The sequence below is a fragment of the Schumannella sp. 10F1B-5-1 genome, from assembly GCF_006517535.1.
In the GTDB taxonomy this organism is placed as follows: domain Bacteria; phylum Actinomycetota; class Actinomycetes; order Actinomycetales; family Microbacteriaceae; genus Schumannella.
In genome coordinates, this window is record NZ_VHQH01000316.1 from 1 (window position 1) to 426 (window position 426).

The window sequence follows — 426 nt, forward strand, 5'->3', positions numbered from 1 at the left end:
GCCAATTTCTCCAGCACGTCCGCGCTCGTGCTGTAACCAGTTTTGGTCTTTTTGACAACCGGCAGGCCAATCTTTTCGAACAGGATCACACCCAGTTGTTTCGGGCTATTGATATTGAACGGTTCACCGGCGATCTCGTGGATCTTCTCTTCATACTCTTTCAACTTGGCGCCCAGTTCTTCGCCCATACGCTTCAGACGATCAACATCCACCTTGACACCGGTGCTCTCCATTTCGCCCAAAATCAGAGCCAGAGGCATCTCCAGCTCTTCGAACAGCTCCAGCTGGTCATTGTTTTCCAGTTCTTGAACCAGCTTCTCGCGCAGGCTCTGAATTGCCAGAGCTTTACGGCCCAAGTGCTCCGACAGAACGTCCTCGCTCGGAACAGCGCGTTTCGCGCCTTTGCCATACACGCTTTCGTCGGAG

General features: G+C 53.3%; 1 protein-coding gene. It reads right to left on the reverse strand.

Annotation, left to right across the window (positions count from 1 at the left end):
- Positions 1–426 (reverse strand): DNA polymerase (locus FJ658_RS15850; RefSeq protein ID WP_255447777.1); only part of this gene is annotated, 426 nt, incomplete at both ends.